The sequence below is a fragment of the Ruegeria lacuscaerulensis genome (assembly GCF_013033355.1).
In the GTDB taxonomy this organism is placed as follows: Bacteria; Pseudomonadota; Alphaproteobacteria; order Rhodobacterales; family Rhodobacteraceae; genus Ruegeria; species Ruegeria lacuscaerulensis_A.
Window position 1 is genome coordinate 45,981 of sequence record NZ_WQDY01000014.1, and the last position, 26,547, is coordinate 72,527.

24 protein-coding genes and 1 pseudogene are annotated in these 26,547 nt (G+C 56.9%); 20 read left to right on the forward strand and 5 right to left on the reverse strand.

Going from position 1 to position 26,547, the window contains the following annotated elements; genetic code table 11:
- Positions 1-4: 4 nt before the first annotated feature.
- Genes nthA through GOW48_RS19825 form a run of 3 tightly spaced genes read left to right on the forward strand, consistent with a single transcriptional unit; the run spans position 5 to position 1,625 of the window.
- Positions 5-592 (forward strand): nitrile hydratase subunit alpha, encoded by a 588-nt coding sequence (gene nthA / locus GOW48_RS19815; protein WP_170755833.1) that lies wholly within the window; start codon positions 5-7, stop codon positions 590-592.
- A 9-nt stretch (positions 593-601) separates the two neighbouring features.
- Positions 602-1,264: a nitrile hydratase subunit beta gene (nthB, locus tag GOW48_RS19820; RefSeq protein ID WP_170755834.1), complete on the forward strand. Its 663-nt coding sequence runs from the start codon at positions 602-604 to the stop codon at positions 1,262-1,264.
- Entirely contained in the window at positions 1,257-1,625 is a 369-nt protein-coding gene (locus GOW48_RS19825; RefSeq protein WP_170768171.1) for a nitrile hydratase accessory protein, read from the forward strand. The genes nthB and GOW48_RS19825 overlap by 8 nt, the downstream gene beginning before the upstream one ends.
- Before the next feature lie 81 nt (positions 1,626-1,706).
- Here the strand turns inward: GOW48_RS19825 and GOW48_RS19830 are convergent, their stop codons facing one another.
- The 5 genes from GOW48_RS19830 to GOW48_RS19850 are packed head-to-tail and all read right to left on the reverse strand — an operon-like array spanning position 1,707 to position 4,966.
- Positions 1,707-3,083 carry a DUF4384 domain-containing protein gene (locus GOW48_RS19830; RefSeq protein ID WP_170755836.1) on the reverse strand — a complete coding sequence of 459 codons (1,377 nt, stop codon included), beginning with the start codon at positions 3,081-3,083 and terminating at the stop codon, positions 1,707-1,709.
- Positions 3,080-3,490, reverse strand: coding sequence for an ExbD/TolR family protein (locus tag GOW48_RS19835; RefSeq protein WP_170755837.1), 411 nt, complete (start codon positions 3,488-3,490; stop codon positions 3,080-3,082). Before GOW48_RS19835 ends, GOW48_RS19830 begins: the two co-directional genes overlap by 4 nt.
- Positions 3,487-3,915, reverse strand: a complete 429-nt coding sequence (locus GOW48_RS19840) for an ExbD/TolR family protein (protein ID WP_170755838.1) — start codon at positions 3,913-3,915, stop codon at positions 3,487-3,489. Before GOW48_RS19840 ends, GOW48_RS19835 begins: the two co-directional genes overlap by 4 nt.
- Positions 3,916-3,925: 10 nt before the next feature.
- On the reverse strand, positions 3,926-4,546 hold the full coding sequence (locus GOW48_RS19845) for a MotA/TolQ/ExbB proton channel family protein (RefSeq protein ID WP_170755839.1): 621 nt from the start codon (positions 4,544-4,546) through the stop codon (positions 3,926-3,928).
- Between the two features lie 3 nt (positions 4,547-4,549).
- The gene (locus GOW48_RS19850; protein ID WP_170755840.1) at positions 4,550-4,966 is read right to left on the reverse strand and encodes a hypothetical protein; all 417 of its coding nucleotides are present in this window, start codon (positions 4,964-4,966) and stop codon (positions 4,550-4,552) included.
- Positions 4,967-5,348: 382 nt separating this feature from the next.
- Here GOW48_RS19850 and tssA point away from each other — a divergent pair, with 382 nt between their 5' ends.
- The 17 genes and pseudogenes from tssA to tagH all read left to right on the forward strand — a co-directional run bounded on the left by tssA (position 5,349) and on the right by tagH (position 26,540).
- Positions 5,349-6,395, forward strand: a complete 1,047-nt coding sequence (tssA, locus tag GOW48_RS19855) for a type VI secretion system protein TssA (RefSeq protein WP_170755841.1) — start codon at positions 5,349-5,351, stop codon at positions 6,393-6,395.
- A 67-nt stretch (positions 6,396-6,462) separates the two neighbouring features.
- Complete coding sequence (gene tssB, locus GOW48_RS19860) at positions 6,463-6,978, forward strand: type VI secretion system contractile sheath small subunit (protein ID WP_170356373.1); 516 nt, start codon at positions 6,463-6,465, stop codon at positions 6,976-6,978.
- 3 nt (positions 6,979-6,981) lie between these two features.
- Positions 6,982-8,478 carry a type VI secretion system contractile sheath large subunit gene (gene tssC, locus GOW48_RS19865; protein ID WP_170356374.1) on the forward strand — a complete coding sequence of 499 codons (1,497 nt, stop codon included), beginning with the start codon at positions 6,982-6,984 and terminating at the stop codon, positions 8,476-8,478.
- 96 nt (positions 8,479-8,574) lie between these two features.
- Positions 8,575-9,069 carry an Hcp family type VI secretion system effector gene (locus GOW48_RS19870; protein ID WP_170755842.1) on the forward strand — a complete coding sequence of 165 codons (495 nt, stop codon included), beginning with the start codon at positions 8,575-8,577 and terminating at the stop codon, positions 9,067-9,069.
- A gap of 79 nt (positions 9,070-9,148) precedes the next feature.
- Positions 9,149-9,970 (forward strand): type VI secretion system accessory protein TagJ, encoded by an 822-nt coding sequence (locus GOW48_RS19875; protein ID WP_170755843.1) that lies wholly within the window; start codon positions 9,149-9,151, stop codon positions 9,968-9,970.
- The gene (tssE, locus tag GOW48_RS19880; protein ID WP_170755844.1) at positions 9,963-10,457 is read left to right on the forward strand and encodes a type VI secretion system baseplate subunit TssE; all 495 of its coding nucleotides are present in this window, start codon (positions 9,963-9,965) and stop codon (positions 10,455-10,457) included. The genes GOW48_RS19875 and tssE overlap by 8 nt, the downstream gene beginning before the upstream one ends.
- Before the next feature lie 4 nt (positions 10,458-10,461).
- Positions 10,462-12,339: a type VI secretion system baseplate subunit TssF gene (tssF, locus tag GOW48_RS19885; RefSeq protein ID WP_170755845.1), complete on the forward strand. Its 1,878-nt coding sequence runs from the start codon at positions 10,462-10,464 to the stop codon at positions 12,337-12,339.
- Positions 12,303-13,370: a type VI secretion system baseplate subunit TssG gene (gene tssG / locus GOW48_RS19890; RefSeq protein ID WP_170755846.1), complete on the forward strand. Its 1,068-nt coding sequence runs from the start codon at positions 12,303-12,305 to the stop codon at positions 13,368-13,370. The genes tssF and tssG overlap by 37 nt, the downstream gene beginning before the upstream one ends.
- A 5-nt stretch (positions 13,371-13,375) precedes the next feature.
- A complete protein-coding gene (gene tssH / locus GOW48_RS19895; protein ID WP_170755881.1) occupies positions 13,376-16,093 on the forward strand; it encodes a type VI secretion system ATPase TssH in 2,718 nt (905 codons plus the stop codon).
- 62 nt (positions 16,094-16,155) lie between these two features.
- A complete protein-coding gene (locus GOW48_RS19900; protein ID WP_170755847.1) occupies positions 16,156-17,391 on the forward strand; it encodes a hypothetical protein in 1,236 nt (411 codons plus the stop codon).
- 67 nt (positions 17,392-17,458) lie between these two features.
- The gene (locus GOW48_RS19905; protein WP_170356381.1) at positions 17,459-18,313 is read left to right on the forward strand and encodes an ion transporter; all 855 of its coding nucleotides are present in this window, start codon (positions 17,459-17,461) and stop codon (positions 18,311-18,313) included.
- Positions 18,306-18,779: pseudogene (gene tssB, locus GOW48_RS22510) on the forward strand (type VI secretion system contractile sheath small subunit); the annotation flags it as partial. The gene GOW48_RS19905 and the pseudogene tssB (GOW48_RS22510), both read left to right, overlap by 8 nt.
- A gap of 660 nt (positions 18,780-19,439) precedes the next feature.
- Positions 19,440-21,992 carry a type VI secretion system contractile sheath domain-containing protein gene (locus tag GOW48_RS22815; RefSeq protein ID WP_414478923.1) on the forward strand — a complete coding sequence of 851 codons (2,553 nt, stop codon included), beginning with the start codon at positions 19,440-19,442 and terminating at the stop codon, positions 21,990-21,992.
- A gap of 34 nt (positions 21,993-22,026) precedes the next feature.
- The gene (locus GOW48_RS19915) at positions 22,027-24,156 is read left to right on the forward strand and encodes a type VI secretion system Vgr family protein (protein WP_170755849.1); all 2,130 of its coding nucleotides are present in this window, start codon (positions 22,027-22,029) and stop codon (positions 24,154-24,156) included.
- 11 nt (positions 24,157-24,167) lie between these two features.
- Complete coding sequence (locus tag GOW48_RS19920; RefSeq protein ID WP_170755850.1) at positions 24,168-24,758, forward strand: DUF6931 family protein; 591 nt, start codon at positions 24,168-24,170, stop codon at positions 24,756-24,758.
- Positions 24,759-24,760: 2 nt separating this feature from the next.
- Positions 24,761-25,066, forward strand: coding sequence for a PAAR domain-containing protein (locus GOW48_RS19925; RefSeq protein ID WP_170356385.1), 306 nt, complete (start codon positions 24,761-24,763; stop codon positions 25,064-25,066).
- A gap of 10 nt (positions 25,067-25,076) precedes the next feature.
- The gene (tagH, locus tag GOW48_RS19930) at positions 25,077-26,540 is read left to right on the forward strand and encodes a type VI secretion system-associated FHA domain protein TagH (protein WP_170755851.1); all 1,464 of its coding nucleotides are present in this window, start codon (positions 25,077-25,079) and stop codon (positions 26,538-26,540) included.
- Positions 26,541-26,547 lie beyond the last annotated feature (7 nt).

The window sequence follows — 26,547 nt, forward strand, 5'->3', positions numbered from 1 at the left end:
ACCCATGCCCCATGATCACGATCCTCTGGAAGAAGGCCCCGCCCTGCGCGTGCGCGCGCTGGAGGAGCTGATGGTGGCCAAGGGGTTGGTCAAACCCGAAACGCTGGACAGCATCGTTGAATATTATGAGCGCGAAACCGGCCCGCGCAATGGCGCGGCTGTAGTGGCGCGTGCGTGGACGGATCCGGAATATAAAGACTGGCTACTGCGCGACGGGTCCGCGGCGATCAATGCGATGGGGTTCAGCGGGTTCCAGGGCGAACATATCCGGGTGGTCGAAAACACGGACGCGGTTCACAACGTCATCGTTTGCACCTTGTGTTCCTGCTATCCGTGGCCGGTGCTTGGCCTGCCGCCCACATGGTACAAAAGCCCCGCCTACCGGTCGCGTGTGGTGCGCGAACCCCGCGCGGTTTTGGCGGAATTTGGTGTCAGCCTGCCTGAAGAGGTGCAGATCAAGGTTTGGGACAGCACGGCCGAGATCCGCTATCTGGTTCTGCCACGCCGCCCCGACCGGACCGAGGGGCTTTCCACTGCAGAACTGGCTGATCGTGTCACCCGCAACGGCATGATCGGCACGGCTTTGGTTTAGGGGCAGGGGATGGATGGCATTCATGATATGGGCGGGATGCACGGGTTTGGCCCGGTTCCATGCGATCAGGATCGGGCCTTTGACCACGATTGGCAAAAGCGCGCTTTTGCGCTGACCGAGGCTTTGGCTTGGTCTGTGCCTTTCTGCGCCGATGAACACCGCGCGGCAATCGAACGGATTGCCCCCGCAAATTACCTGCGGCTGGATTACTTTGAAAAATGGACCGTGGCCGCGACTGCGCTGGTACAAGCTGCGGGTTTGGTCGACCCGCAGGAAGTCGCATCGGGTCTGAAACGGTTCGACATCCCGCAGGGTGATCATCCGGCGGTCGGTCCGGCTGACATATTGGCGGCCACCAAGGCAGGGGCCGAGATGACATTCCCCCCAACCACCGCCACGCCACGCTTTGCCATCGGTCAGTCAGTGCGCGTTCTGGCCAACAGTCCCGTTGGTCACACGAGGGTGCCTCGTTATGTGCGAAACCACGTCGGGAAGGTCATCGCCGATATGGGGGTGTTTCAGTTCGCCGACTCGATGGCAAGCGGGCAAGGCCCTGATCCTCAGCATTGCTATACGGTTGAATTTTCGTCCAAGGATTTGTGGGGCAGTGCTGCAGACGCCAATGGTTGCGTCTGTCTTGATCTTTGGGAGAGTTATCTTGACGATGTGTGACGCCCATGACGTGGCGTTGCAAAACGTCCGCCGCTCGATCCCCGGGCTGGATGAAAACGGCCCTTTGTTCCTTGCTCCATGGCAGACTCGGATATTTGCTCTTGTCGTGGCCATGGTCCAACAAGGGCATTTCCCTTGGACGACGTTCCAATCCCGCCTTTCGGCCCTGATCACTGAAATGGAAAGGCGCAACAGTGCAGGTACGGCACGGGCCGTGGAAACGGCTTACTTCGATTGCTGGCTGCGCGCTGTAGAGGATACCTTGACCAGTGAGGGTTCTCTGAATGCCCCGGAATTGGAAAACAAAATTTTGGATATTCAGCAAACAGTTGCCAAGATCAGAGCGGCACAGTCTGCGTAGATCCAAAGTTCCAGTGTTCAGGATTAGCATCGGGGTAAAGGGAGCAGGTCCTTCTGCTTAGATCACGGATTTGATGCGTCTCTATCGCTCGGCTGTGGTGATAAAGAAATAGACCCACTCTCCTTTGAAGTCAGGGTTGACGGCCCGAGCTTCGGCGACGCGAGATTTGAGGAACTTAAGGTAAGCATCTGCCGGTTCGATTAGTGGGCGATCCTCTTGGTATAGCGGATCTGACGCAGCAAAGGCGACGGCGATTTCCTGTCCGTAGGGTGGACCTATCGTGATGAAAAGGCCGGGATCACCCGGCGCGGCCGCGCCCACGCGCAATGCGGACATTGCGAGTGTCGGCTGCATCGGGGTTGATTCATTCGGTCGCAAATGGATGACTTGCCCTTGGGCATCAAAGTAGTCGACATAGACGTATGCGTCGTAGTCTGCTCCGGTCAGGTCAAGAACCAGTTGTTGACCGTTCACATAGCGAAACGCACGCGCGTGAACGTCTTCCCCAATCAATAGTGGATTGGTGATCTGGTCCGTTGATTGTGGCAAGCCAATATCGGCTATTCCGCTGAGTGCGCCGCATTGCGGGCGCGGCAGGATGCGCAACTTGTCCTCGACCTGGATGTTGGAACCCATCTGCGTCTGAAGGGCGGCCAGAACCGGGTTACGCAATCCATCCTCGGGGATATGTCCAATAAGCTGCAAAGTGTTTGTGTCTGGCTGAAACTGAACCTGCAGCCGTGCGCAGGGGACTTGCGCCAAAAGTCCATCGATCCCGTCGCGCAGGTTCTCGGCCGATTTTCCGGCATCTTCCGGCTGCATAAAGCTCTGGATCGCGGCCAATGAGACCGGGTCTATCGGTCCGTCGCCAGAGGTGGAAAACACCTCGGATGCTGCAGTTTGCGGGATGTCGGGAACCGTTTGTGTCAGGACGACGGGTTGGAGTTGCACGGATTGTGAGACGTCCGCAGTGGGTTGCGCCAGAGGCACGGCTTGCGCCAGCGGTTGCTTCAATGAGACCGGATTGGCCTGTACCGCGGCAGAGACCAACTGCGAAGCGGGTAATGTTGTCGCTTGCAGTGGCTGAGATGTGGCGGAAACGAACTGCGCGGGTTCGAGCTTTGCCTCAGACGCCGACAAAGCATCGGTTTCCGGAATAGTCACTGCAACCAGCTGCTGAGGAAGCTGAGCTGCAGTCGCTGTTGACTGTCGGATCGTGCTTTGGCCCAGCTGCGCGCCCGAGGCGTCCTCGGTTTGAGCGGTTTCTGAGTCTGGTTGAGATTCAACGGCCTCGCTTTGTTTTACCCGGTGGGCCGACAGCTGCATTTGTGTTTCGGGAACCGGCTGTTCATCAACCGGTTCGGGCTCGACGCTCCAGATAAGGGCAATGGCGCCTCCGACATGCAGGGCGAGTGAAACGACCAGCCCGATACCCCATAAGACGGTCCCCCGGATCATTGCGGCGATCCCGGAGGGGTTACTACCAACACCACATCGCGAGCGCCCATAGCCTCAAACTGAGCAATACGGGGCAGGATTGATCGTAAAGTTGCTTCGCGATGCGCATTAATGCGGATCAGAATGTCTGGTTGGGCCACCAGCAACGACTGAACGCGACGCTCGATGTCTTCCGGCGCTACGGTCTCACCGTCCAATGCGATTATGCCATCTGCTGCCACCGAGATTGTGATGCCGCCTGCGGGCATGTCCGCGCCGGTCACCGCGACGGGCGGAGCCACGTCAAAGGGTGCCGTGGCATCCATACGTCCGATCAGCATGAAGAAGACCAGCAAAAAGAAAACAACGTCGATCAGGGCAATGATCGTTTCGGGGTGGTGGCGTGGGGCAGGGCGGGTGATTTTCACGGGCTAGCCTCCAGTCGAACCACGCGCATGTTCACTGTCCCGGCCTGGGTGACTGTATCCATGACCGATACAAGAGATTGTAGCCTGACCCCTCCGGTAGGCAGCACGATGACCTGAAGACCGGGGTCTCGGCTTAGGCGTCGGGTCAATAGGTCGGACAAATCATCATGAGATACCGCTTGGCCCTGATGAAACGGGGCTCCGTCCGTGCCTATGCGGATCAGTAACGTTTCAGCTGTGCCCTCTCCGGTCGTCCCTTGTGCGGGGCTGTCGCGTTGCGCCAGCGCCGGGATCATGTCGAGGTTCAAATACGTCGACGTAACCATGAAGAACACCAGCAAGATCAACATGACGTCGATCATCGGCACCAGCGAGATCAATGGCCGGGTTGGCTTGCGTCTGTTCAGGCTGAGATCGCTGTCCATCGACATCTTCCTAATGCGCGCCGCGCTCCTCCAGTACCATGAGTTGTCCCACCGCGTTCTCGATGGATTGCGCGCCGGCTTCGGCCCGACCTGACAGTAGTGAAGCCCCAATCGCGGCTGGAATGGCGACCACCAACCCTGCTGCAGTCGTCAAAAGTGCTTGCCAGATACCACCTGCCAGAACCGAGGCATTTGCAGCGCCCTGTGCCAGCTCGAGCTCTTGAAAAGACTGGATCATGCCGGTCACTGTACCCAGCAAACCCAGCAGGGGTGATATCATTGCAATCAATTCCAGCACGCGAATCCAGCTGTTCATTGTGGCAAATTCCAAATTGCCGCGCCGTGTCAGCTCGGCCATTAAGGCGGGGCCTTTGAAGCCGTCGATAAGCCCCTGCATCGCGTAGGCACACACCCGGTCCGCTGGGGATTTGCCCGCGGCGACAGCCTGCTGCGCTGCTTGCCGTTCGCCCGTGGACCATTGAACAAAAGCTGCGTCCCTTACTGGTCCGCCCGAATTGACAGGGGCCAGTTTGATCACTTTGACGACGATTACGGTCAGAGACAGCAGGGATAGCAGCCCCAGAATGGCGATGATTGGGCCTCCGGTGCCCAAGTTTTCCAAGCCCGGCATGACTTATTGCGCCAGATTGGCAGCGGTCTTGCTGTCCAGCGCCAAAAGCGGGAAGCAATCGACAGGGTCAGAATTCTGCGGTTTGCATGCAGGCAGGTCGTGCAGCAGAATTTCAGAAATACCCGAGCACTCAATTTCGGGGATTTCGAACAGTTTCAGAGTGGTCCGCTGAACGGGCAGAGGGGCGGCGTCAATCGACAGAAGCCGGTCGATCACCCCATCTTTGTCAAGGATCGCGAGCGACATTTCAAATTCTTCGAAACTGTTGTCTGTCTGATTGCGAAAAAGGAAAAATGCGCGGCAGCCTCCGGCTTCGCCGGGTTCGAATTTGTTAAGCTCGATTGAAAGCCTGCTTTCGTCCGCCTGCGCCATTAAAGCTGCACATGAAAGCGCGATGGCTGCAATAAGTCTTGTTCTCATTCTTCTCCCCATTCCCGATTGGCGGCCTTGCGCCGTAGTTCCGAAACACCGCGTCGTCCGACTTTGAGCAATCATTGCAGCATTGAACCGCAGGCAAGAAGAAAAAAATACATTGCAGCTACATCTAAATCCGTCAGCCAAAAGAAAAATCGCTGTTGCCCACCGTAGCGGCCAAGCAATGTCGTAAAAAAAACGTATTTTTAAGGTTTGACTTTGTGCCGGGTGTGCGGCTGATTCAACACAATGACTGGGCTTAAAACGTGAAATGTGTGCAAGTTTTGTCACTCTGTGAAATAGTTCATATTGGTAGTCGGGAACATCACGTTAAGCGGTGCCAACAAACGAAAAAGCGGTTCTCAACCGCCACGTTATTGGGGAGAGTATGAATTTATCGTCTTATCTGGAGCCCAGAAACGAAGACCAGCCGAGCGGCGAAAACCTGGAATATGATCCGGCGTTTACCGATCTGGAAATAGCTGCGCAGCCCGGCGAAGAACGGCAAATGGGTGACGAGGTCGTCGCTGCCGAAGAACAGGACTGGGGCGATGTCGAGTCCAAAGCGCTGGCGATCATGGAGCAAAGCCATGACCTGCGTGCCGCCGTTTATCTGGCCGAGGCCGTATTGCACACCAAGGGCCTGCCTGCATTTGCGACCTCTCTGAATTATATCAAATCCCTGCTCGAAGATTTCTGGGAGACATGTCACCCCGAGCTGGACGAAGATGATGGCGATGCGACTATGCGGATCAACGCGGTGCGTGGTCTGGCTTCGTCGGATCGCATGGTAAAAGCGCTGCGCCGCACCGGTCTGACGGACAGCCGTATGTTTGGGCGCATGACTCTGCGTCACTTGGACGTTGTGGATGGTCGGATCAATATGCCCGCCGATCTGGACGACATCCCGGACGCCAACAGCGTTGCTGCAGCCTTCAAAGACACCGATGACGAGGTGCTGTCTGCAAATGCCGATGCGGTTTCGTCAGCGCTAGAGGATGTCAGCGCGATTGACGCTGTGTTCTCGGACAAGACGCCAGGCGAAGGCCCCGATCTGGATCCTTTGATTGTGGCGCTCAAGAGCATCAAGCAAGCACTGGCTCAATATGCCGATGTTGGTGAGGTTTCTGCCGATGACATGGCAGAGGCAAACGTTTCAGCGCCTTCTGCGGCCCCGACTGGTGGTGCGGCAGCGCCGGCATCTGCGGGCGGTGGTGCGATCAATTCGCCCGACGATGTGACCCGGATGCTGGATCGCATTATGGACTACTATGCGCGGTGCGAGCCATCCAGCCCGCTTCCCATTTTGCTGGAGCGGGCCAAGCGCTTGGTCAATGCCGACTTTCTTACGATCATCGAAGACATGGCCAAGGAAGGCCTGGACGAAGTACGCCAGATTGGTGGCCTGAAAGATGATGATGATGATGGATTTTAATCCGCGCCCGGCAGCGCCTGGGCGGGGACCGAAACAAAAAACTGACGGATGAATCGAGGAGCAACAGATGGCTGACAGTTCACAAAAATTCATAGCCCGGAACAGGGCTCCGAGGGTTCAGATCGAATATGATGTGGAGCTTTACGGAGCCGAGAAAAAGGTGCAGCTGCCCTTCGTTATGGGCGTCATGAGCGATTTGGCCGGTAAGTCTGAGGTGGAACAGCCTGCCGTCGCTGACCGGAAATTCCTGGAGATCGACGTCGACAATTTCGATGACCGGATGAAGTCGATGGCGCCGCGTGCAGCGTTTACCGTGCCGAACACGCTGACCGGTGAAGGTAATTTGGCGGTGGATATCACTTTCGAAAGCATGGACGATTTCAGTCCCGCTGCTATCGCCGCCAAGGTTGCTCCGCTGAAAGAGCTGCTGGATGCGCGGACGCAGCTGTCCAACCTGATGACGTACATGGATGGCAAAACCGGGGCCGAGGATCTGATTTCGAAAATCATGCAGGACCCCAGCCTGCTGAAAACACTTGCAGCCCAGCCCAAACCGGGCGGCGACGCTGCCGAGGAGGAATAAAAGATGGCCGATCAAGAAGCCAATGTAGAAGCCGCCGAAGGCGCAACAGCGTTTGGATCCTCAGAATTCGAAGCGCTGCTGACCAAGGAATTCCGTCCGAAATCGGATCAGGCGAAAACCGCTGTGGAAAGCGCGGTTAAGACGCTGGCCGAGCAGGCGCTGGCCAATACCGGCCTGATTTCGGATGACGCTTTGCGCTCGATCGAAGGTATCATTGCCGAGATCGACAAGAAACTGACCGAACAGGTCAACCTGATCTTGCACCACGAAGAATTCCAACAGATGGAAAGCGCGTGGCGCGGCCTGCATTATCTGGTGAACAACACCGAAACCGACGAGATGCTGAAAATCCGCGTGATGAACATCTCGAAGAAAGACATGCACAAGACCCTGCGCAAATTCAAAGGGACCGCATGGGATCAGTCGCCGATCTTCAAGAAACTCTATGAAGAAGAATTCGGCCAGTTCGGCGGCGAACCTTATGGCTCGCTGGTGGCGGATTACCATTTCGACCACAGCCCACAGGATATCGAACTGTTGGGCGAGATGTCCAAGATTGCTGCCGCAGCCCATGCGCCTCTGATCACCGGGGCCAAGCCCAGCCTGTTCCAGATGGACAGCTGGTCGGAACTGGCCAACCCGCGCGATCTGACCAAGATCTTCCAGACGCCGGAATACGCCGCATGGCGCTCCCTGCGGGAAAGCGAGGATTCCAAATATGTCGGTCTGGCGATGCCGCGCTTCTTGGGGCGTTTGCCTTACGGTTCCAAAACCGAACCGGTCGAGGCATTTGCGTTTGAGGAAGACACAAGCGGTGCCAACAGCGACAGCTATAGCTGGGTGAACGCGGCCTATGGCATGGCGGTCAACATCAACCGGTCGTTCAAGGAATATGGCTGGTGCTCGCGGATTCGCGGTGTGGAAAGCGGCGGTACGGTCGAAGGCCTACCCGCGCATACTTTCCCGACCGACGATGGCGGCGTAGACATGAAATGCCCGACCGAGATTGCAATCTCGGACCGGCGCGAGGCTGAACTGGCCAAGAACGGCATGATGCCCCTGATCCACCGTAAGAACAGCGACTCGGCGACGTTTATCGGCGCGCAATCGCTGCACAAGCCTGCGGAGTACGATGACCCGGATGCAAGCGCCAACGCAAACCTTGCCGCGCGCCTGCCGTATCTGTTCGCGACCTGCCGTTTTGCGCATTACCTGAAATGTATGGTGCGCGACAAAGTCGGGTCGTTCAAAAGCCGTCAGGACATGGAAAGCTGGTTGCAGGACTGGATCAACCAATATGTTGACTTCAACGCCGACATTTCCGCTGAAGCCGAAAAAGCGCGCAAGCCACTGGCCTCGGCCGAGGTTGTGGTCGAAGACGTGGAAGGAAACCCTGGATATTACACGTCCAAGTTCTTCTTGCGTCCCCATTACCAGCTGGAAGGTCTGTCCGTATCCCTTCGACTGGTATCCAAGCTACCGTCTGAAAAAGCTGGCTAAAATTGAGAAAGATCGGCGGCGAGTGAAGTGCTTCACTGCCGCTGATCCAAACCTCAAATAACTCAGTGCTATCTCTAATCTCCAAAGGAAACGAAAATGGAAAACATCTTTATCAAAATGGACTTCCCGGGTGAAGCCCGCGAAAAACAGCACACTGACTGGATCGCTTGTAAAGAGGTCAGCTGGGAAGTTTCGCGCACATTGGACATGGGCGACATGGGCACCACCCAACGCGGCTATGCGAATGCAAACTTCGGCAAGGTTTCTCTGCAAACCGAACTCAGCAAAGCGTCTGCCAAGTTGATGACTTATGCTGCATCGGGCAAAGCCAATGGTGAAATGACCATTCACCTGTGCCGTTCGGGCGATGACGAAAAGAAAGGCATGGAGCCTTATCTGATTTTCACTCTGCGGGACGCCATTGTGGACAGCTACTCGGTTACGGGTGGTGAGGAAACGATCCCGTCGGAAAACTGGACCGTCGCCTATCGCGGTATCTCGATCAAGTACAAGATCGCCGATTTCAAAACCGGCAAGCTCAGCGATTGCAACGAGTTCAAGTGGAACCTGGAAACCGGCGACGTCAGCTGATTTTCACCACGATCCGGGCTTTGGCGGCGCATGTCGCCCAAGCCCTCTTTAATTACTATCCTGACGACGCGAGGGCCGCATGACGCCGGAAGACCATCTAAGAACAGGCGATCTGACTGCCACGCTTACTGCGCTGCAAGACAAAATCCGCGCCAATCCCGCAGATGCCAAACTGCGGATTTTCCTGTTTCAGCTTTTGTGCGTTATGGGCGACTGGAAACGCGCAATCACGCAGTTGAAACTGAGCGCCGAAATGGATGAGGCGGCCACGATGATGGCCAAGACCTACCGCGAGGCGATCATCTGCGAAGTGTACCGTGAAAAGGTCTTTGCAGCCGAAAAGACACCCATGGTTTTCGGCGAGCCCGAAGAGTGGCTGGCCCACCTGATCGAAGCGCAGAAACTGACGGCCGGAGGTAATTTCGAGCAAGCTGCCGAAATGCGGGCGAAAGCCTTTGATGCAGCCCCTGCAACTTCGGGAACTGTCAACGGTGAGGCATTTGAATGGATCGCTGATGCAGATATGCGTCTGGGTCCGGTTCTGGAAGTTATTGTAAACGGTCGTTATTTCTGGCTCCCGTTTTCACAAATCGCCCGGTTAGAGATCGAAGCCCCCAGTGATCTGCGCGATGCCGTCTGGACGGCGTGCACATTGACTGTCGCCAGCGGCGGAGAAGTCGCTGCGCTGATCCCGACACGGTATCCCGGTACAACCCAGCAGGGTGATGATGCAGCACGTTTGGCGCGGGCGACAAGTTGGATGGATGCGGGCTTTGATACATTTGTGGGCGTGGGTCAGCGTCTGCTGACAACAGATCAATCCGATGTCGCCTTGTTGGATGTGCGCGAACTGGTACTGAACGTGGCCACCGAGGCCGGGGAAACGGCAGGAGATGGCTGAGAAGACCCTTGCCGAACGCCTGCAGCCTTCGCTTCTTGATCGGCTGACGGACGATGCGCCGGACCAGCAAAAAGAGGGGCGCGACGCGCGTGTGATCGACGTCGGAAGGCTTAGGGAAATCATCCAGCGCGATTTGTCCTTGCTTCTTAACACCACTGATCAGTCCGATCTTATCGATGAAGACGTTTACCCGCACGCGTCGAAATCTGTCCTCAACTATGGCATTCGCGAGACGTCGGGCGCCTTTTCCACATTGCGGCAAGCGCAACGTATTCAGCGTTCGATTTCCGACTCCATCGAGGTTTTTGAGCCACGGATCGTTAAGGGTTCAGTTGCAGTGGATTTGCGTTCTGAAAAGGGCTCGGGTGAAATGCATGTTGAATATGACATCCGTGCCGTCATGTGGGCGCAACCGATGCCCTTGGAACTCTATTTGCGCAGCCGTGTAGATATAACGACCGGCGAAGTCGCAATCGAGCGGAGTTGACGTAATGGACACCCGGTTGCTTAAGCACTACGAAACCGAACTGGCCTTTCTGCGCGAAATGGGGGCCGAGTTTGCGGCCGCTTACCCCAAGATTGCGTCGCGTCTGGGCATGGAGGGGATTGAGGTCGTCGACCCCTATGTAGAACGGTTGCTGGAAGGCAGCGCCTTTCTGGCGGCCCGGGTTCAGTTGGAACTGGACATGCAGTTCCCGGCCTTTACCTCGAACCTTCTCGAAATCGTGTATCCGCATTATCTGGCCCCTACGCCTTCGATGATGGTTGCCCAATTCGAGCCTGACATTGGCAACGCTGCGCTAAAAGAAGGTTATGAAATTCCCCGTGGTACGACGCTGCGTTCGCATTTGGCCGAAGGCGAACAGACAGCATGTGAGTTCACGACCTCAGCCGATATGACGCTGTGGCCCATCGAGATTACCGAGGCCGAGTATATCGACGGTCGAGGTGAACTGGTCGCAGCAGGGGTCGCAAAAGAAACTGACGCACGGGCTGGTATAAGGCTTCGTCTCAATCGGACCGATGGCGAGCCCATGTCAAAGCTGGCCTTGGACAGGCTTGTACTGCATCTGGACACTCAAAGCGGCAAAGCTTGGGCGCTGCACGAACTTCTGGCGACACAATGTGTCGGTTTGACAGGACGGTCGACGGATCGACGTGCTGACTGGACCGTCCGCTTGACTGGAGCGGATGCGGTTCCCAAGGGGTTTGAACGGGAAGAGGCCCTATTGCCGACGCCGCGCCAATCCTTTGATGGCTACCGGTTGCTTCAAGAATATTTTTCAATGCCTGAACGGTTTCTGTTCGTAGAGCTGACAGAGTTGCAGCCAGCGTTGCGGCAATCAACGGGTACCGATGTCGACATCTACGTTCTGTTGCGCGACGGGATGCGTGATGTTGCTCCGGCGGTCGCACCTGCAGCGTTCGCGTTGAATGCTGTTCCTGCCGTCAACTTGTTCCGTCGCAGATGCGACCGGGTGCACATTACCCAAATGGATATCGAACATCACGTCGTTCCTAACCGAACAGCAGGGCTGGACTTTGAGATTTTCGCGATAGACCGGGTAACTGGAATTCAGTCTGACGAGGAAGGGGACATCCCGTTTCGTGCCTTCTACAGCGAAACTGATCTGACGGCTGCGGGCGATAATCATTCGGCCTACTACACGATCAAACGCCGTATGCGTCAGCGCAATGAAAAAGAACGTCTGCGCGGCGTGCGCACCTCGTATCTTGGATCCGAGGTGTATCTGTCTCTGGTAGACCGGGCCGAAGCACCTTATCCGGGAACGCTGGATCAGTTGGCGGTCGAGGCTTTGTGTTCGAACCGCGATCTTCCCATGCTTCTGGCAGCAGGAGGCGCGGATGTTTTCCACTTGCCCGAAGGGGGCCCAGTCAAATCCGTGCGCACTCCGGTGACGCCCACACGCCCTCATGCAACGCTGGCACAAGGCGATGCGGCCTGGAAACTGATCAGCCATCTGAGCCTGAACTACTTGTCCATCGCCGGCGACGGCAAGGAAGGCGGCGCTGGGGCGCTGCGCGAATTGTTGGGAATTTACGCCCCTCTGGGCAACCGCGTGACGGAAAAGCAACTAGAAGGTGTTGTTTCCGTTAGCAGCCGTCCGATTGTACGGCGCATGAGCGACGAAGTTCTCAGCACCGCCGTTCGCGGGCTCGAGATCACATTGGGCTTTGACGAAAGCTTTTATGAGGGCACCAGTGTTTATGTTCTGGGTGCGGTACTGGAACGGTTTTTTCGAAAGTACACAACCATCAACAGCTTTACGGAAACTGTTCTTAAGACCGAAAGACGAGGAGAGATTGCCAGATGGCGACCAGCGGCGGGCCTGGGCAGGGTCATTTGAACCTGCTTGCCGCTCTGGCGGCACATCCTGAAAGGCATCACGTCTTTCAAGCGCTTCGCGTGATCGAGGCGCATTACGCCGACGCGCCGCGTCTGGGTGAATCCCGCCGTCCGCACGAAGACAAGGTGCGACTGGGTCAGGACGTGTCGTTGGCCTTTCCGCCCACCACGCTGACCCGGTTCGAACCGGCAACGGACGGCGCACCCGGTAAGCTGAGCAATTTGTTTTTTGGCTATTTCGGCCCGCAAGGGCCTTTACCGCTGCATCTGACGGAATTCGCTCGAGACCGGTTGCGTAACCACCGAGATCCGACCTTTGTCGCCTTTACCGACATGCTGACGCATCGAATGATGAGTTTGCTTTACCGGGCATGGTCGGCCGCTGAACCAGCCCCCAGTTTTGACCGTGGGGATGATCCCTTCGAACAACGCGTTGCCGCTTTGGCCGGGTTCAAGGGAGACGGGTTCGATGACCGGGACGAAATGCCTGACATGTTGCGTCGGTTTTTCGCCGGACATCTGGGATCAGGAACCAAGACCGTCGAAGGGCTTATCGCGATTCTGTCTGATTATTTCGGAGTCGAGGCTCATGTGCAGCAATTCGTCGGCAGCTGGCTTGAACTTGAACCCGACGATACATGGCAGTTGGGTGGACCCGCGCGTTTGGGGCAGTCCACAAGTATTGGCAACCGGGTTTGGTCGCGCTCTGCCAAGTTTCGCATCCGACTGGGGCCGGTCTCTTTCGAGGATTACAAACGCCTTCTGCCCGGAGGTTTATCGCAAAAACGGCTCGAGTCCATTCTTCGCACGTATGTCGGAGATACACTGGATTGGGAGGTCAATCTGGTGTTGACCGGTGACGAAGTCCCACGCGCCTCGCTAGGCGGTACAACGCAGCTGGGCCATACAAGCTGGATCAGAACCCGCGACGACCCGGATGAAATGCGTCCGGATGTAGACGATCTGATCCTCTACCCCGGATATATGAACCAAGAATTTGAGGCCGCTGAACCGGCCCATAACGAGAGGTAATGAAGATGACGGAAATCAGCCGCGTGTCGCTGTTCGGCAAGCTGAACAAGCTGGGCTATCAGGCGATCGAAGGGGCCACCGTGTTCTGCAAGATGCGGGGCAACCCTTATGTCGAAATTCAGCACTGGCTGCACCAGATTCTGAACGGTCAGGACAGTGATATTCACCGCATCATCCAGCACTATGATTTGGACCCCGGCAAGATCGCGTCCGAACTAACCCGTTCGCTGGATATGTTGCCGCGTGGGGCGTCCTCGATCTCGGACCTAAGCGATCATCTGATGGACGCGATGGAGCGCGGCTGGGTCTGGGGCTCGCTTCTGTATTCCGACAGCAAGGTGCGCACCGGCTATCTGATCCTTGGTATGCTGAAGACGCCTGCGTTGCGCAACATTCTGGCCAGCATGTCGCCAGAACTGGCCAAGATCGGTGCCGATGATCTGGCCGACAAGTTTGCCGAAGCCACCGATGGCTCGCCCGAGGACACGCTGGGCGCGCAGGATGGTTCAAACGTCGGTGGCGGGGCCGAGCCGGGCGAGGCCAGCGGCGCGATGGCCCCCGGTGCCATGGGCAAGGGTGAGGCGCTGGAGCAGTTCTGCACCGACCTGACCGAACAGGCTCGCAACGGTGAGATTGATCCGATCGTGGGTCGTGACGAAGAAATTCGACAGATCGTCGATGTGCTGATGCGCCGCCGCCAGAACAACCCGATCCTGACCGGTGAGGCCGGGGTGGGTAAGACCGCCGTGGTCGAGGGCTTTGCCCTGCGCATCGCGCGCGGCGACGTTCCGCCCGCTTTGAAAGATGTACGCCTGTTGGTGCTGGATGTGGGCCTATTACAGGCCGGTGCCTCCATGAAGGGCGAGTTTGAAAATCGTCTGCGTCAGGTGATTGACGAGGTTCAGGCCAGCCCGACGCCCATCGTGATGTTTGTCGATGAAACCCACACATTGGTCGGGGCAGGGGGTGCTGCAGGAACTGGCGACGCGGCCAACCTGCTGAAACCGGCGCTTGCACGGGGCACGTTGCGCACCATTGGCGCGACCACATGGGCCGAATACAAGAAATACATCGAAAAAGACCCGGCTCTGACCCGGCGATTCCAAGTTGTACACGTCGAAGAGCCCGATATCCCCAAGGCGGTTCTGATGATGCGCGGAATTGCCTCGATGCTGGAAAAACACCACCGCGTACAAGTTCTGGACGAAGGGATCGAGGCGGCTGTCACGCTTTCCGCCCGCTATATCCCCGCACGGCAGTTGCCGGACAAATCGGTCAGCCTGCTTGATACGGCTTGTGCGCGGGTCGCGGTGTCTCAGCACGCGGTGCCCGCCGAGGTGGATGATAGCCAACGCCGGATTGAGGCCCTGACCACCGAGTTGGAGATCATCGAACGGGATGAAACCGCCGGATATGACGTGGCCGACCGGCGCGAGGCGGTGAATGTTGCGAAAGAGGCGGAAGAGGCGCGGTTGGCCGAACTCAACGGGCGTTGGGAGGCTGAGAAGAAAGTGGTCGAGGAAATCCTCGACCTGCGAGCTAAGCTGCGCGCAGGCGGGCAGGAGGTCGAAGGCACCGGCACCGCAGAGGGCGAAGCCGCGACCGAAGAAGCGCCGGATGCACAATCCATCGACCGCGATGCGCTGCTGGCGGAGCTAAAAGCCAAGAACAACGAGTTGGAAGAACTGCAGGGCGACAGCCCCCTGATCTTGCCCATCGTTGATCATCAGGCGGTGGCGAGTGTCGTTGGCGATTGGACCGGCATCCCCGTGGGTCGAATGGTCAAGGATGAGATCGAGACGATCCTGAACCTTGAAACCCGTCTGGCCCAACGCGTCATCGGTCAGGACCACGCGATGAAGATGATCGCTAAGCGGGTGCAGACCAGCCGCGCGGGGCTCGACAATCCCAACAAGCCCATCGGTGTCTTTATGCTCGCAGGTACCTCGGGCGTCGGTAAAACCGAAACCGCGTTGGCGCTGGCCGAGGTGCTTTACGGTGGTGAACAGAACGTCATTACCATTAACATGTCCGAATATCAGGAGGCCCATACGGTCAGCAGCCTAAAAGGCGCGCCTCCGGGTTATGTCGGCTATGGCGAGGGCGGCGTTTTGACCGAGGCAGTGCGGCGCAAACCGTATTCCGTTGTGCTGTTGGATGAGGTCGAAAAGGCCCACCCCGACGTGCACGAGATCTTCTTTCAGGTCTTCGACAAGGGCGTGATGGAGGATGGCGAAGGCCGTGTGATCGACTTCAAGAACACGCTGATCCTGCTGACCTCGAACGTCGGCACCGAAATGATCATGGATATGTGCGCCGATCCCGACCTGATGCCGGAACCCGAAGGCATGGCCAAGGCGCTGCGCGACCCGCTGCTGAAAGTGTTCCCACCTGCGCTGCTGGGACGTCTGGTGACGATCCCATATTATCCGCTCAGCCCCGATATGCTGGGCGAGATCACCAAGCTGCAACTGGGCCGCATTAAGAAACGCGTGCAAGAGGCGCACGGTGTGCCGTTCGAGTACACGGATGCGGTGGTCGAAGAGATCGTCAACCGCTGTCAGGAATTGGACAGCGGAGGGCGTATGATCGACGCGATTGTGACCAACACGATGCTGCCCGATATCTCGGCTGAGTTCCTGAAAAGAATGATGGAGGGCCAAGAAGTTAGCAAAGTCGTGATCAATGTCACAGACGGCGACTTCACTTATGGATTTGACTGAGCGAGACCGCGCTTTTGACGGATCACAAACCAAAAGAATTTCGCCAGTGGAGGACCCCCTAGATGGCAAAGACAACAGTCACCAAGCATAAGTTTTACGTCGTCGATCTGATCCGATCGAAGCCCAAGCTGGAATACATCGAAATCCCGAAATACCGGGTCGATGTGGCGTTTGAAATCACAAAATCGGGCAAGCTCAAGAAACCCGATCCGGTGCCCTCGACGGCGTTGAAACGTTTGGAAGACGCCGGCCGGCAAGTTCTGGATGATTACGAAAAGACCATCACTCAAGAAGCTATCCGACTGGACAAGAAAGTCGGCGAATTGATGAAGACGCCTGGGAAAAAGTCCCAGGCTGAAGCTGAAAAGCTAATTCAAGGCGTCAACCAGTCGATCAAGAATGCCATGGCTTCCGCCGAAAGCGCGGCCCAGGTGGCGATTGAAAAAAAGCTGAAAGATGAGGCCAACAAAGACAAGCTGCTGAAAGAAGCGCGCGTCAAAACCACGGTTAAAGTGACCATGGGTGTGGTCAAGATTAGCGGAGCCGTCGCGCGTTTGGTGGCAACTTCAGGTGCGGATGCGATGGCGTATAAGACCATCGCCAAGCAGGTCTATTCCCTGGGCAAAGAGCTTCAGCAACAGCTGAAGGGCGAGGAAAAGCTGCGTAAGGATCTGTACAAGGCTATCCAGAACTACATGAAGCTGCGCGAAAGCGTCATCATGCAGGCGGCAGAGCGTCAGGGCATTACGGATACTTCGGGTATTTCTGTGAAAAAGCCTCTGGAGGCGATTAAGAAGTTCACCGCCAAAGCGGTGGCGATGGGTGAGGAAGTCACCAAAGGCAAAGACCCCAAGACAATCGCAAAGAACATGCTGGATTTTGCGGCCAAGGCAGTCAAAGGCAAGGCGGATGACGCCAAGAAAGCCAGAGAGAAATATCGCGAACACACGACGAAGACGCGGCATAAAGTTGATGACCTGGGCGCATCTGCAGACAAGCTTATGAAGGCTGCCCGAGGGTCGAAAACCCTGAAGGAGGGTATCAAACTGGGCGCAGAGTGTATGAATGTTAAACGCTCGGCCAGTGAATTGTCGAAAAAGCTGGAAGATCGGGAAAATTTCCTGACCGAAATGAACACTCTGATGGAAGGTAACGGACTAAAGGTGGATGACACAGCGATCATCGACAAGATCAAGGCGCTGGACAAGAAAACGATCGCGACAGAAGCCAAGAACATGTTCACCAACATCAAGACCGTGAAAGGTATGATCGACAATATCAGTGATGCTGTAGGATGATCGACATCTAAAAAGGCCGGGCGCATCACACGAGCGCTCGGCACCAGCAAGACGACAGGAGGCAAGGGTGGAAGACGGTATCGAGAAGAGCGAAACGCTCCGCGAAACCGTGCGCGCGTTCGTCGAACGCAAGGCGGTAACCAACACAATTCTGGGTGTGATCATTTTCAACGCAATCACGTTGGGACTGTCCACCTCACCTTCGGTTCAGGCCAATGTTGGTCATGTCCTTCGGGTTATCGATACTGTCGTGTTGGGAATTTTTGTGGCTGAATTGCTGCTCAAATTCTACGCTTACCGTCTGAGCTTCTTTAATAACGCCTGGAATATTTTCGATCTTGTGGTTGTAACGCTCGGCCTGCTGCCTAACCGTGATGGGTTGTCGGCGCTTCGGGGGTTGCGCGTTATTCGCGCGATGCGATTGCTGTCAGTCATTCCGCAGATGCGGTCGGTGGTGCAGGCGCTGCTGGACGCGCTGCCGGGGATGGGCGCGGTGATCATCATGATCTCGATCGTGTTCTATGTCTTTGCCGTCATGGCCACGCTGATGTACGGCCCAGATTTCCCCGATTGGTTCGGTACGCTGGGCCGGTCGCTTTACACGCTGTTCCAGGTCATGACGCTGGAAAGCTGGTCGATGGGCATCGTACGTCCGGTGATGGACGTGCATCCGACGGCCTGGATATTCTTTGTCCCCTTCATCGTCATAACTGCCTTTTCGGTATTGAACCTGTTCATTGGCCTTCTGGTCAACACGATGCAGTCGGCGGTTGAAGACGAGTCAGTGGAAGAGTTTTCGCACCTTCGGGACCTTGTTCGCAGTGAAACGGATATCGTGGACGAACACGTGATGGAGCTTATGGTCGAGGTTAAAGCCCTCCGCCGCGAGGTCGCGGAATTGAAAGGACAAGGCAATGGCTGACAACTCGCAAAAGTTCATTGCGCGTAACCGGGCGCCGCGCGTTCAAATCGAATATGACGTTGAATTGTACGGGGCCGAAAAAAAGGTCCAACTTCCGTTTGTGATGGGCGTGCTCAGCGACCTGTCAGGAAAATCCAACGCCGAGACCCCGTCGATTTCCGACCGCAAGTTTCTTGAGATTGACGTCGACAATTTCGATGACCGCATGAAGGCGATGGCCCCGCGCGTCGAATTCGCGGTGCCGAACACGCTGACCGGCGAGGGCAACCTGTCGGTCGATCTGACATTTGAGAAAATGGACGATTTCAACCCGGCCCAGATCGCCGCCAAGATCGAGCCATTGCAGAAGCTGCTGGATGCACGAACGCAGTTGGCTACTCTTATGGCGTATATGGATGGCAAGGCAGGTGCAGAGGCGCTGATCGAGAAGATCTTGGCCGATCCTGCGTTGTTGGCAACGTTGGCCAACAGTCAGGTCGATCAGCAAGATACGCAGACAACACTCGATGCCCTGCGCGAAATGGCGCCAGAGGAAGCTCCTGATGATCGCTCGGTCGCCGATGCTTTGGCCTCTCTGCCCGACGCTGAAATTGAAGAGCCCACAGAAGACACGTCAGATGTCTTATCAAATCTTTCCGCTGCTGCGCCGCAAGACGCACCGGAAGACAGGTCTGTGGATGACGCCCTAGCTTCTTTGCCCGAAGCTGTCGATGCTGACACTCCGCAGGATGAGTTTGCGGATGTGCTTTCAGATTTGGCGGAATCCGCTCCTGACGACGCACAACAGGATCGGTCGGTCGAAGAGGCCTTGTCTTCGGTTCCTGAGGTGACACATGAAGACGCCGAGGATGATACCACAGGTGTTTTGTCTGATCTGGCGGATCGCGCACCGGAAGAAGTTACAGAACGTGATACTCTCGAAAACGCATTATCGTCGTTGCCTGAGGTCGAAGACACAAGTGCGGCCGACCACTCGGATGTCTTGTCAAACCTCGCCGATGCGGCGCCAGAGGATGAGGCGTTGGACACCAGTTTGGATGATTTGCTGGGCGATCTGGCCGACATGGCTCCTGATGACGATCCGGAAGACACCAGTTTAGATGACTTGCTGGGCGATCTTGCTGACATGGCTCCTGATGAGGACACGTCCGACGAAAGCTCTGCGGCAGAGGCTTTGGCGTCGTTGCCCGATGTGGCTGAAGTCGAGGATTCCGATGACAGTGACGATATTCTGTCCGATTTGGCCGATGCAGTTCCTGATGACGATCCGGAAGACACCAGTTTAGATGACTTGCTGGGCGATCTTGCTGACATGGCTCCCGATGAGGACACGTCTGACGAAAGCTCTGCGGCAGAGGCTCTGGCGTCGTTGCCCGATGTGGCCGAGTTTGACGATGCGGACTCTGATCTTGATGATCTTTTGGCCGATCTTGCCGAGGCGCCCTCTGAGCAGGCTGACGCAAGTGATGACACCGATGACGTCTTGGCGTCCCTTCCTGACATTGACGAGGATGAGGACGCAGACAGTTTAGATGACGTTCTCGGCGATCTTGCCGACGCTGCCCCGGATGAGGACGCAGAGGATGACGATGATCTTGACGCGCTGCTGAACGATTTGGCTGAAACCGCTACTGAGCCGGACAGCGCGGACGACATAGACCTGGATGATCTTCTGGGCGATTTGAGTGCTGATGACACCGAACGCGATGGCGAGGCGCAAGAGCCCGACTTGGATGACCTCGATTTGGACAGCTTGTTGGCAGAAGACGAGACCGAAACCGAGGAAAGCAGCGAAGTTGACCTGGATGATCTGGATCTGGACGACCTGTTGGGGGATTTGGATGACGTATCCGAGTCCGAAGAACAGGGCGATGCCGATTTGGATGACTTGCTTTCAGGCGATGACGAATTGGATGACGCATCCGTTTCCCAAGAGGTCAAGACGGATGGCGAACCGGTGCTGGCCTTTGGCCGCATGAGCGCCGACCGGCCTGAACCTGAGCAGTTGAAACGCAGCCGGTTCCGCATTGCCATCTTTGGCGATTTCTCGGGTCGGGCGGCACGGGGGCAGATAGAAAAAGGCGATGCGCTGGCTGCGCGCGCGCCGATCCTGCTGGACGCCGATACAGTCGAAGATGTGATCTCAAGCTTTGCCACTAACTTGGTTCTGCCCATTGGTAAGGACGGCGCGGGGATTGAGGTCAAGCTGACCGAACTGGACGATCTGCACCCTGACGAACTTTATGAAAAGGTCGCGCTGTTCGAAGGGCTGTCGGGCCTGAAAGGCCAGCTTGGGGCCGGGGCAACCGCCGAACATGCGGCGAAGCAGTTGACCGCATGGGGCGAGGAATTCGGGCAGGCCGTGGTGCCGCCGCGCAAAACGTCGGGTGGAAATACCGTGCGGGCTGATCTGAAACTCAGTGATTTTCAGAAGCTGATCGGAGATACGAGCGGAGAGCTGGCGCAGCCTTCTCCGGTGGATGATCTACTGAAACGGGTGGTCGGGCCGCATATTCGCAAATTGCCCAGCCCGGACGTTGCGGCGATGAAAACAGCGGTGGATGAGGCGCTGAGTACGGCGATGCGCATGGTTCTGCATCATCCCGAATTCCAGTCGATCGAGGCGCAGTGGCGCAGTCTGGACCTGATCGCGCGCAGCGTTGAGGATGACGATACGCTGGACGTGATCCTCTATGATGTTTCGGCCGAGGAGATTGCGGCCGATCTGGCGTCGGAAGAGGATCTGGCCCAGACCGGTTTGGTCCGTCTTCTGACCGAGGAACCCTTGGACGAGGAAAACGGTCGCGGCGGCTATTCCGCCTTGATCGGGCTTTATACGTTTGAGGAAACCCCGCCCCATGCCGAGTTGCTGGGACGTATTGGCCGGGTCGCGGCCCATGTGGATGCGCCTTTCATTAGCGCGATCACCCCCGCCTATCTGGACATCAAGAAAGAGGATCGCCACCCGCTTGTGGTTAAAGCCTGGGATACGTTCCGCGCGATGCCCGAGGCCGGGCATGTCGGGCTTGCCTCACCCCGCTTTATGCTGCGACGGCCCTATGGGGCCAAGTCAGAGCCGATATATGAGTTCGACTTTGAGGAATTCACCGAAGCTGAAGGTCTGCGTGGGATGCTGTGGGCCAATCCGGCGGTGTTGGTGACAATCCTGTTGGCACAGTCCTTTAAGCAAAATGGCAAGTCTATGAATCTGGGGTCCGTTATGAGCCTTGGTGGGGTGCCCTATCATTTCGTCAACGACCGATACGGTGACCAGGTGGCGCTGCCCTGTACCGAACGCAACCTGACAATGGACAAGCACGAACACTCGGTTCAGCGGGGCTATATGCCGGTGCTGTCCGTCAAGGGACGGGATGAGATCCGGCTGGGCTCGTTCAACTCGGTCGCCGGGCAAGAGATTCTGGGGCCGTGGTCCGGTGTTCCCGCCCCGGCGCCTTCGCCGGATATACCTGATGCGCCCGAACCCGATGACCCAGAGTCTGATGAAACGATAGTCGAGGATGACTTTGATCTGGATGATCTGGGGCTAGAGGACGATACCGGTTCTGGTGACTCGGACGATTTGGATGATTTCCTTGCTTCCTTCGATGACGATGCGGAAGAAGACGAGGATGACGACGAAATGGACCCGGAACTGGCCGCATTATTGGCTGATCTGTAACGGCGTATCCAACGCGATTTGGAAGGATTAGGAAATGTCTGACAGTCTGCAAAGTAAGGAATGGCCGCTTCGGATCACGGGCAGTTACAAATATAAGGAAGACGAGCTTGTCATTCGTCGCGCGATCATCACCGAGAAGATGGGTGAACTGACTGAGATCCAGGTCGAGATGCTGTCGCCCGACAAAACCATCAAGCTGGAAGAGCTGCTGGGTAAAATTCTTACTATCCATATGGCTGCGGCCGAGGGGGAAGAACGCAAGTTCACGGGTACGATTGTGCGCGTTGAACGGCTGGCGCTGCGGGACGGGTTCGTGCATCTGCTGGCCGAGCTGCGCCCGTGGTTTTGGATGCTGCAACAGACCACCAACAGCCGCATCTTCCAGAACATGACGGTCGACAAGATCATCGAGGACGTTTTCAAAGCGCACGGGTTCTCGGATTTCCAGAAGAAGCTGAGCGGAACCTATGAACAGCGGGAATATTGCGTTCAGTACCGGGAAACCGATTTCGACTTTGTCTCACGCCTGATGCAGGAAGAGGGCATCTATTACTTCTTCGACTATGCGAAGGCGAATAACAAATATGAAACGTTGGTCCTGTGTGACGGGCTGTCGGGGCACACGCCGCTGACCGGAAAGTCGGACCTGTTTTACCGGGCGGGCGACGATTATGAACAGCGCCTGCCCGACAGCGTGACCGAATGGGCCAGCGCGCAGCAAATCGTTCCCGGTGTCGTTGCTTTAGGAGATTTCAATTTTGAGACACCCAGTGCCAAAATGGCCTCGGTGTCGAAAACCATCCTTTCGCCCGATCACAAGCACAACAAGTACGAGCTGTATGACACGCCCGGTCATTACATTGACGCCAACAAGGGCAAGCCCCGTGCGCAGGTTCGGATGGAGGCTGAAGAAACCGAATATGACCGCCGCCGGGGCCGTGCCTCGGTCCGGGCGATGGAGGTGGGCAAGACCTTCACTCTGAAGGAACATCCCGACAAAGATCAGAACCAGGAATATCTGGTCACTGCGGCTACCTTCTATCTACAGACGACCGAAGGCTACGGTTTTGAAAAGAACTCCAAAGACCTGGATACAGGCGCGTTGGAATTTCCCGAAGACAATAGCGAAATGTATATGGTTGAATTCGACGTTCAGCCCAAGAAGGTCCAGTATCGCAACGCCCGTACCACGCCCTGGCCCGAGATTGCAGGGCTTCACACGGCCATCGTCACCGGCCCTTCGGGCAAGGAAATCTACACCGACAAATATGGCCGGATTAAAGTACAGTTCCATTGGGATCGTGCGGGCAAGAAGGATGAGAAGACGTCTTGCTGGGTGCGTGTTGTCACCCCGTGGTCCGGTAAGAACTGGGGCATGATCCATATCCCCCGGATCGGGCAAGAGGTCGTCATCCAGTTTGAAGAGGGCGATCCCGACAGACCCATCTGCACTGGTATGTTGTATAACGCCGAAACGATGCCGCCCTATGATCTGCCGGCAAACCAGACGCAGTCCGGGATCAGGACCCGGTCGTCCGAGAAAGGCAAACCCGACACATTTAACGAACTGATGTTCGAAGACAAAAAGGATGCGGAACTGGTGCGCTTTCAGGCGCAGAAGGATCATGAGAAGCTGGTCAAGAACAAGTCCACGGTCACGATAGGCTACGACAAGCTGGACACGGGCGGCAACGGCGGCGACGGTTGCCTGAGCCAGGTGGTGAAGAAAGACGTGAATGAAACGATCAAGGAAGGGGATCATACCTTCACGATTGAAACCGGCAGTCAGAAGGTCAGCATCAAGACTGACCAGACTGAAACGATCGAGGGCAAATCCACCCGTACCGTTACCGGCAACGACACCGAAACGATCAAGCAAGGCAACATGGTCACGTCGGTCGATTCCGGTAACAAAACGACGACTGTGAAACTGGGGAACATTCAGGTCGATGCCAAGGCGGGCAAGATCACCATGACAGCCATGCAGTCAATCGAGCTGAAAGTCGGGACCTCGTCAATTAAGCTGGATCCGACCTCGGTGACGATCAAAAGCACAATGATCAATGTGCAGGCGACCGCCAAGATGGACGCAAAAAGCCCACTGACGACGGTCAGTGGCGATGCTATGCTGACCCTTAAGGGTGGCGTGACGATGATTAACTAAGGGGCGAACGGATGAGCGAACGATTTGCCAATTTGACCAAGACACCCCAGATGCCTGCCGCCCGGATGTTGGCGGATGCCAATGCGCGGCTGGGCACCAAGCTGGATGCACCGGCCAGTGCGCCTCTGGACGTTGTTCTGGCCGAGCTTGAAGAAAAAGGCGCCCCGATTGACATGTTGCGATTGCTGGGCGTGGCTCTACCGCCGCGCGAACGGGTCTGGTGGTCGTGTCTGGCTGCGCGTGACTATATCGGAGTCGCGCCCGATCACAACACGCCATCTCTGGCGGCGTCTGAGGCTTGGGTGTTTCGCCCGACGCAGGAAAATCGCGAAAAGGCCGAGCATACGATTGATCTGGCCGAGCCCGATGATGAGACCATAAATTGCGCCATGGGCGTGCTCTATGCCGACGGCACGCTTGGCACGGGCGAGCTTGCGTCGATGCCGGCCCCGCATGGCGCAGCCGAAGCGCTGGCATTTGCGATGAATGTCACAGCGATGGGCTATCATGATGGCGATTTCGACGCCTATGTGCAATTGCTGATCGACCGTGGCCTTGATATCGCTCGTGGTGGAAACGGCAATCTCGAGGCGAAGGAATAGACATGGGATTTCCACAAGCCCGCGTCGCGGATCTACACACCTGTACGTTTCTGGCCCCGCCGCCTGCGCCCCCCGCGCCGGTGCCTGCGCCGATGCCGATCCTGCCGCCCTGCTGCCCCACAGTGTTGGTGGGCAAGATGCCTGCCGCTCGCATTTTTGACATGGCCACACCCGCCTTTCCGCACCCGATCATCAAAGGCTCGGCGACGGTACTGATTGGCAAGATGCCAGCTGCGCGGGTGATGGATACCTGCGCTTGTGGCGGACCTATCGTCAAAGGTGAATTTACCGTGCTGGTCGGAGGATGAAGACAGAAGAATGACGGTCACGCTCAAATTCCAATCCACCGGCGTCGTGCCGGGCGACGGGCGTCCTGTATCGATGCAGGGGGGATCGCTGACTGTAGGGCGTGGTCCGGCCAATGATCTTGTACTGCCCGACCCCGAACGGACGCTCAGCAAGAATCATTTCGTGATCGAGGATCACAATGGCAACGTGGTGATCGTGGACCTGTCGACCAACGGGACCTTTCTGAACTATTCAAAGATTGCTTTGGGTCGAACGCCGACACCGCTGAACAATGGCGATGTGTTGACGGCGGGCGGTTATGAGATGGTGGTCGAGATCGGCGCCGATTTACCCTCGTTCGAAGAGATGATCCCGCAGCCGATGCAGCAGGGCAATGTCTCGCCCGGACAGTCGCAAAACGCGCCGGACCCGCTGGATTTGCTGGACGCGTCCTCGCCGGGAGGGGATTTTCTGGATGACCTGCTGGGCGGTGAAGCCCCTAAAGGACCGGGTCAGATCGCAACGCCTGATCCCATGGACGAACTGCTGCCACCGCTCGGTGATGATGACCCGTTCTTTGCCAAACCTGCCGATGCGCATCAGGGCTTGGGGGCGAGCGACCCCATGCACAACCCCTCGGCCACGGATGCGTTTTCAGCACCCGCCAGTGGCGGCGGCGCGAACCTGATCCCCGACGATTGGGATGATGATTTCCTGTCGCCGCAAGAGCCGTCCTCTTCGGACCCGTTTGCTGCGTCACCGCCGGAACCGGCCGCTCCACCGGCCAAGCCAACACCGGGCGGGCGTGCGGCCCCACCTCCGCCGTCGGAACCTGTGGCTCCGACGCCTGCGCCCGAGCCTGCGAATGAGCCCACAGTGGTCGAAACGCCTGCGCCTGCTGCTTCAAGCGGCGATCAATCCGCCGCCCGCGCGCTGCTTGAGGCGCTTGAGGTGGACGATCTGCGCATCGACGACGCCGATCTGCCCGCCACGATGGGCCGGATGGGGCGCGTGTTACGGGCAATGATCACGGGTCTGCGCGAAATTCTGATGACGCGTACCTCGATCAAGTCTGAATTCCGCATTGATCAGACGATGATCAGCGCAGGCGGAAACAACCCACTAAAATTCTCGATCAGCGCCGAACAGGCTATCGAGGCGTTGGTGAAACCGCGGGTCAAAGGCTACCTCGCTTCTGAGGAGGCCACCGCCGAGGCATTGAACGACATCAAGGCCCATGAGGTCGCCATGGTCACAGGCATGGAGGCCGCGCTCAAAGGCGTTTTGTCGCGGCTCGACCCCGAGGTGCTGGCCGGGAAAATCGAAGGCTCCGGCAAACTTGGGTCACTTTTCAAGGGTAAGAAGGCCCAATATTGGGAAGTGTATGAAAAGATGTATGCGGAAATTTCGGATCAGGCCGAGAATGATTTTCACGATCTCTTCAGCCGGGAATTCGCGCGTGCGTATAAAGAACAGCTGGAAAAGCTGAAGTAACGCCCCA